This window comes from Streptomyces sp. NPDC043738, assembly GCF_056436545.1.
The window spans coordinates 89,496-95,495 of the sequence record NZ_JBWKCJ010000023.1 but is presented as its reverse complement, the minus strand read 5'-3'; the positions used below and the strand labels follow the sequence as shown (position 1 = coordinate 95,495).

The window sequence follows — 6,000 nt, the reverse complement described above, 5'->3', positions numbered from 1 at the left end:
AGGAGGGGCGTTCCGGCGTTGCCCTTCCTGGGGGGGTTGTTGGTGGGTGGGGGGAGGGGGGCAAAGCCCAGCGGGGGGCGGCGGTGCCCCAGCCCCCCCCCCGCCCGTGAGAGGCGTCCCGTCCGGTCAGCGGGAGGTCACGGACGCCCGCTCGGTGTTGCGGCCGAGCCGGTCGCGGAGCAGGGAGATCGCGACCACCACCACGGCCAGCAGCACCGACAGCAGCACCTGGATCCGGCCGCCGCCCGGGCTGTCGTCCGTGAGCATGTAGACCAGCACGAAGGAGATCATCGCGATGGTCGCCCAGGTCAGGTAGGGGAAGAGCCACATGCGCACGACCAGCTTGTCCGGGTTCTCGCGCAGGATGATGCCGCGCATCCGCAGCTGGGAGAAGCAGATGACCAGCCACACGAAGAGCGCGACCGCACCCGACGAGTTCAGCAGGAACTGGAAGACCGTGTCCGGCCACAGGTAGTTGAAGCCGACGGCGACGAAGCCGAAGACGACGGAGACCAGGATCGCGGCCTGCGGCACGCCCCGGGAGTTGGTGCGGGCGAAGCTCTTCGGCGCGTCGCCGCGCTGTCCGAGCGAGAACGCCATCCGGGAGGCGGTGTAGAGGCCGGAGTTGAGGCAGGAGAGCACGGCGGTCAGCACGATGACGTTCATGAACTGGCCGGCGTGCGGGATGCCGATGGAGTCCAGGGCCGCGACGTAGGAGCCCTTCTTGGCGATCGAGGGGTCGTTCCAGGGCAGCAGGGAGACCACGACCAGGATCGAGCCGAGGTAGAAGACGCCGACCCGCCAGATGACGCTCTTGGTGGCCTTGGTGACCGCGCGCTGCGGGTCCTCGGACTCGCCGGCGGCGAGGGTGACGATCTCGCTGCCCATGAAGGAGAAGACGACCATCAGGACACCGGTGAGGATCGCACTGGGCCCGTTCGGCAGGAAGCCGCCGTGCGCGGTGAGGTTCGCGAAACCGGAGGCGGGGTTGTCGGAGCCCGGCAGGAGGCCGAACATCGCAAGGCCGCCGAGGGCGATGAACGCGACGATGGCGACGACCTTGATGCCCGCGAACCAGAACTCGAACTCACCGAACGAGGCCACCGAGGCCAGGTTGGTGGCGGTGAGCACGACCATCACGATCAGCGCCCAGGCCCACTGCGGGACGGCCGGGACCCAGCTGGTGAGGATCGCCGCACCGGCGGTCGCCTCCACGGCGAGCACCACGACCCAGAAGAACCAGTACAGCCAGCCGATGGAGAAGCCCGCCCAGCGGCCCAGCGCCCGGTCCGCGTAGGCGGAGAACGAGCCGGAGGTCGGGTTGGCGGCCGCCATCTCGCCGAGCATCCGCATCACGAAGACGACCAGCGCACCGACCAGGGCGTACGACAGCAGGATGCCGGGGCCGGCCGCGGCGATGCCGGAGGCGGATCCCACGAAGAGACCGGCGCCGATGACCCCACCGACGGCGATCATGGACAGATGGCGGTTCTTGAGGCCGGAGTGCAGTCCTGATTGCCCCGGAGCCCCACCGTTGCCCGGGGGAGCGGGCGGTGCGGCCACGTGGCTGGAGGGAGGTGTAGTCATCTCGACATCCGTTGAGGGTTGGAGGGGTCATGCACGGGGTGCCTGCTGGGATCGCCTCGGAGTGGACGCACGAAAGGGCCGGGTGCTGGCAGGTGGCGATCAAGGCCCTGACGGATTCGAAGGCGGCGGCACGGGGCCGCGGTCTTCGGATGCCCGCGCGGGTGGGGGAGCGCTGGTCGCGCCTCCGCGCTGTTGCCCGTCCTCCTTATGAGAGGTGAGCCGCATCACGTCCGGATATGGATTTGCGTCAGCGTATGTGGCGGTGCGCGGTGGCGTATTTGTGAGGCTCGACAAATTCGTCCCCGATGGCTGTGCGACCGGCCAATGCACATTGCCCGATGTGTGGACTCGCGACCTGGTGCGGGCCGCTGGTCCGGCCGTACAACGGCGCCCGCGAAGACTTGGCCGACCGGACAGATGCCTCCGACGGCCCGCGCCCTAGCGTGAGTTGGGCCCACACCACCAGTGCTGTGCGACCACAGCGGGACGGGGGACAAAATGCCCGATGAACGGGACGCGGAAACCGGCGCGATCGTGGTGATCGGGGCCACGACGCTGGCCCGCCGGGTCTGTGCCTCACTGCGGGAGGCCGGCCGCCCGGTCGGCCACCTCGCCGCACCGGACGACCAGGACCTGCGACGGACGCTCGCCGCCCGGCCGTCCGCGGTGGCCGTCCTGGTGGGCGAGGACCTCGCCGCACTGCGCTACGCGCTCGCCGTACGGCACGTCTGCGACACCGTCCGCATCGTCGTCACCGTCTTCGACCGGACGGTGGCCCAGCAGCTCCGGTCGCTGTTGTGCCACTGCGTGACCGTCTCACCCGCCGACCTCCTGGCACCGACGCTGGCCGGTCTGTGCGCGGACGCCGACACGCTGGCCGTACGGCCCGAGGGGCGCGGCGCGGTGGCGGTCCGCCGGCGGGCGGGACGGCTGGTGGAGACGGCGTGGCGGCCGAGCGCGGCCGCCCGCCGGCGGGGCCTGCTCGGCCGGCTGCACGGACACCTGCAGCCGCACGACGCGGACGCCCGCCTGCTGCTCATCGGGCTGCTGGGCATCGTGACCGTGCTCGCCCTGGACTGGCTGTGGCTGGTCACCGCCCTCCACACGCCGGCCGCCACCGCCTTCCTGGAGGCCGCCCGGGTCGTCGCCGGGGTCGGGCCGGCCGCGCCGCACCCGGGCCATCCCGGGTACGAGGTGGTGTCCGGGGTGGCGATGCTGGTGACGGTGGGGTTCACCGCCGTGCTGACGGCGGGCATCGTCGACCGGATGCTGGGCCCGCGGCTGGTCGGCGTCCTGGGGCCGCGGGTGCTGCCGCGTTCCGGCCATGTGATCGTGGTCGGACTGGGGCAGGTGGGGCTGCGGCTGTGCCAGACGCTGCGGCAGCTGGGCGTCCCGGTGATCGGGGTGGAGCGGGAGCCGGCCGCCCCGAACCTGCGGCTCGCGCGGTCCATGGGGATACCCGTGGTGCTGGCGCACGGCGAGGACCGGGCGGTGCTCGCCCGGCTCGGCCTGGGGCGCGCCCGGGCGCTCGCCGCGGTCGGCTCCGACGAGCTGGACAACATCGCCGTTGCGGTCGCCGCCCACGCGGTGGCGCCGGACGTCCGGGTGGTGCTGCGGGCCGGCGAGGACGAGGCGAGCGCCGAGACCCGCTCGCTGCTCCCGCTCGGGCTGACCCGCGACATCACCAGGACCAGCGCGGCCTATGTGACCGCCCATCTGACCGCCGGCCCGGCGGGCACCGCGCCCCGCCACGTCGTGGCCGACACCGACTGCGACTATGTGGCCCTGCCCGGGGACGGCCTGGTCGCCCGTCCCGTCCCGGCGGGGGACGACTGCGGCCATGTGCCCGGGACGGGTCCGCACGATCCGGTCGTCTCCCCGAGGGCCGGGCGGGACTTCGTGGATGTGCCTTAGGGGCTGTCACCCATCGGACAGACCCTGATCCCCGGCCGGCATGCTCTGCTCGGTCCAGATGACCTTGCCGGTCGGGGTGTAGCGAGTGCCCCAGCGCCCGGCGAGCTGCGCGATGATGAACAGCCCGCGCCCGCCCTCGTCGGTGGTCCGGGCATGGCGCAGATGCGGTGCCGTGCTGCCGGCGTCGAAGACCTCGCAGATCAGGACGTCCTGCCGGATGAGCCGCAGGGTGATCGGCCCGGTGCCGTGACGGATGGCGTTGGTGACCAGCTCGCTGACGATCAGCTCGGTGGTGAACTCCAGCTCCTCCAGGCCCCACCCCGACAGCTGCCGGCCGGCCAGCGACCGCGCCCTGCCGACCTCGGCCGGATCGGTGGCCAGATCCCAGGACGCGACCTGGTGCCCGCCCAGCGCGCGGGTCCGGGCCAGGAGCAGCGCGGCGTCGTCGGACGGGGGACCGGTCAGCAGCGCCTCGACCACCGTCCGGCCGATCTCCGCCAGCGCCGGTCCGGACGAGGTGAGCGCGGTGCTCAGCCGGTCCATCCCGACGCCGATGTCCGGGTCGCAGGTCTCGATGAGCCCGTTGGTGAAGAGGGCGATCAGACTGCCCTCGGCCAGCTCCAGCTCCCTGGACTCGAAGGGCAGCGTCCCCAGGCCGAGCGGCGGCCCGGCGGGCAGGTCGGGGAGGTCGACGGCGCCGTCGGGCCCCACGATCGCGGGCGGGAGGTGCCCGGCCCGTGCCATGCCGCAGTGCCGGCTGACCGGGTCGTACACGGCGTACAGACAAGTCGCCCCCATGAAGGTCGCGGCCACGTTCGCGTTCTCGGTGTCCGCCCCCGGGTCTGCGCCGTGCGTCTTGACCAGCCCGATGACCAGGTCGTCCAGCCGGGCCAGCAGCTCGTCGGGCGGCAGGTCCAAATTGGCCAGCGTGCGGACGGCGGTGCGCAGCCGGCCCATCGTCGCCGCGGCGTTGATGCCGTGCCCGACCACGTCCCCCACGACCAGGGCCACCCGGGCCCCGGACAGCGGGATCACATCGAACCAGTCACCGCCCACCCCGCTCGGCGCGTCCGCCGGGAAGTACCACGACGCCACCTCCAGCGCGGAGCCTCCGGACAGCTCGTGCGGCAGCAGGTTCTGCTGCATCACCCGGGCCGCGGTGCGCTCGCGGGTGAAGCGCCGCGCGTTGTCGACGCAGACCGCGGCCCGGGCCACCAGCTCCTCGGCGAGTCGTACGTCGTCGGGCACGAAAGGGCCCAGGCGCCGGGTGCGGAAGAAGGTGGCGGCGCCCAGTGTGACGCCGCGGGCCTGCACCGGCGCCACCATCACCGAGCGGAACCCGAACCTGCGGATCGCCGCGGCCCGCGCCGGGTCCTCGGTGACCCAGGCGCTGTGGACGAAGTCCAGCTCCGGTTCCACCAGGGGCTCGCCCGCGAGCAGACAGCGGGCGATCGGCGAGGAGGGGGAGCGCTGGACGGCTTCGCCGACGGCCAGTCCCGCCTCCGGGCAGCCCTCGTTGACCGACTGCTGCCCGGAGCGGCGCATGGTGGGAACGTCGTCGACCGGCCCGGGACTCGGCTCCTCGCCATGGAGGACGGAGTCCAGCAGATCGACGGCGACGAAGTCGGCGAGCGCCGGCACCGCGACGTCGGCCAGCTCCTGTGCGGTCCGGGTGACGTCCAGCGTGCTGCCGATCCGGACGCTGGCGTCGTTCAGCAGCGCGAGCCGGTCCTGCGCCCGCCAGCGCTCGGTGACGTCGATGACCATGTACCAGATGCCGATGCGCCCGCCCCGGGGGTCCGCCAGCCCGAAGAAGGACGCCGAGTAGGCGCGCTCCTGGGTGGGGTCCGCGTAGGTGGGGCTGCGGAACTCGTAGTCCATCTCCGGTGAGCCGGTCGCCAGGACCCGCCGCATCCGTTCCTCGAACGCCTCGGCCTCCAGTCTCGGCAGCACCTGGTCCACCGTTCTCCCCAGCCGGCGCTCCAGGGGGATCAGGCGCTCCAGTACCTCGTTCACCCAGACGTAGCGCAGTTCGTCGTCCAGTACGGCCATGCCGACCGGCGCATGCGCCAGGAACGGTTCGAGCATCAGCTGGTTCACCCCGCCGCCCGGCAGCCGCCCCTCCTCCAGCGCGAGGACCGACCACCGCTCGCGGTCGCCCCCGTCGAGCACGGGGGTGACCTGCACCGCCAGCCGCAGCTCCCGGCCGTCCCGGTGGCGCACCGCCACGGAGCCGCCCCAGCCGTCCCCCGCCCGGCACCAGCGGGCCACGGCGGCCACCCGCTCCTCGTCGCCGGGGAACGCCAGCAGCCGCGTCGCCGGGCGGTCGAGGACCTCCTCGGCCGGGTAGCCGAGCAGCCGCTCCGCCGCCCGGGTCCAGGAGACGACCCGACCCCGCGCGTCCAGCTCGGCCGTGGCTGCCTTCGCGATGTCACACGCCCGGCCGGACCCGCCCGGCAGCGCATTCTCCGAGGTCATGATCGCCAGCCCGTCAGCTCA

The 6,000-nt window shown here is 72.9% G+C and carries 3 protein-coding genes; 1 reads left to right on the top strand and 2 read right to left on the bottom strand.

The window, feature by feature from the left end; translation table 11 throughout:
* Window positions 1–126 precede the first annotated feature (126 nt).
* The gene (locus AC0680_RS26825) at window positions 127–1,587 is read right to left on the bottom strand and encodes an amino acid permease (RefSeq protein WP_478633369.1); all 1,461 of its coding nucleotides are present in this window, start codon (window positions 1,585–1,587) and stop codon (window positions 127–129) included.
* Between the two features lie 498 nt (window positions 1,588–2,085).
* Between AC0680_RS26825 and AC0680_RS26820 the strand changes: the two genes are divergently transcribed.
* Window positions 2,086–3,501: an NAD-binding protein gene (locus tag AC0680_RS26820; RefSeq protein ID WP_478633368.1), complete on the top strand. Its 1,416-nt coding sequence runs from the start codon at window positions 2,086–2,088 to the stop codon at window positions 3,499–3,501.
* 6 nt (window positions 3,502–3,507) lie between these two features.
* On the opposite strand, the gene AC0680_RS26815 is transcribed toward AC0680_RS26820, so the two are convergent.
* On the bottom strand, window positions 3,508–5,979 hold the full coding sequence (locus AC0680_RS26815) for a SpoIIE family protein phosphatase (RefSeq protein WP_478633365.1): 2,472 nt from the start codon (window positions 5,977–5,979) through the stop codon (window positions 3,508–3,510).
* Window positions 5,980–6,000: the final 21 nt, after the last annotated feature.

What these genes read in the sequence shown, in the direction of transcription:
- AC0680_RS26825 (WP_478633369.1), bottom strand. Translation starts at nt 1,587, where the DNA reads ATGACTACACCTCCCTCCAGCCACGTGGCCGCACCGCCCGCTCCCCCG.
- AC0680_RS26820 (WP_478633368.1), top strand. Translation starts at nt 2,086, where the DNA reads ATGCCCGATGAACGGGACGCGGAAACCGGCGCGATCGTGGTGATCGGG.
- AC0680_RS26815 (WP_478633365.1), bottom strand. Translation starts at nt 5,979, where the DNA reads ATGACCTCGGAGAATGCGCTGCCGGGCGGGTCCGGCCGGGCGTGTGAC.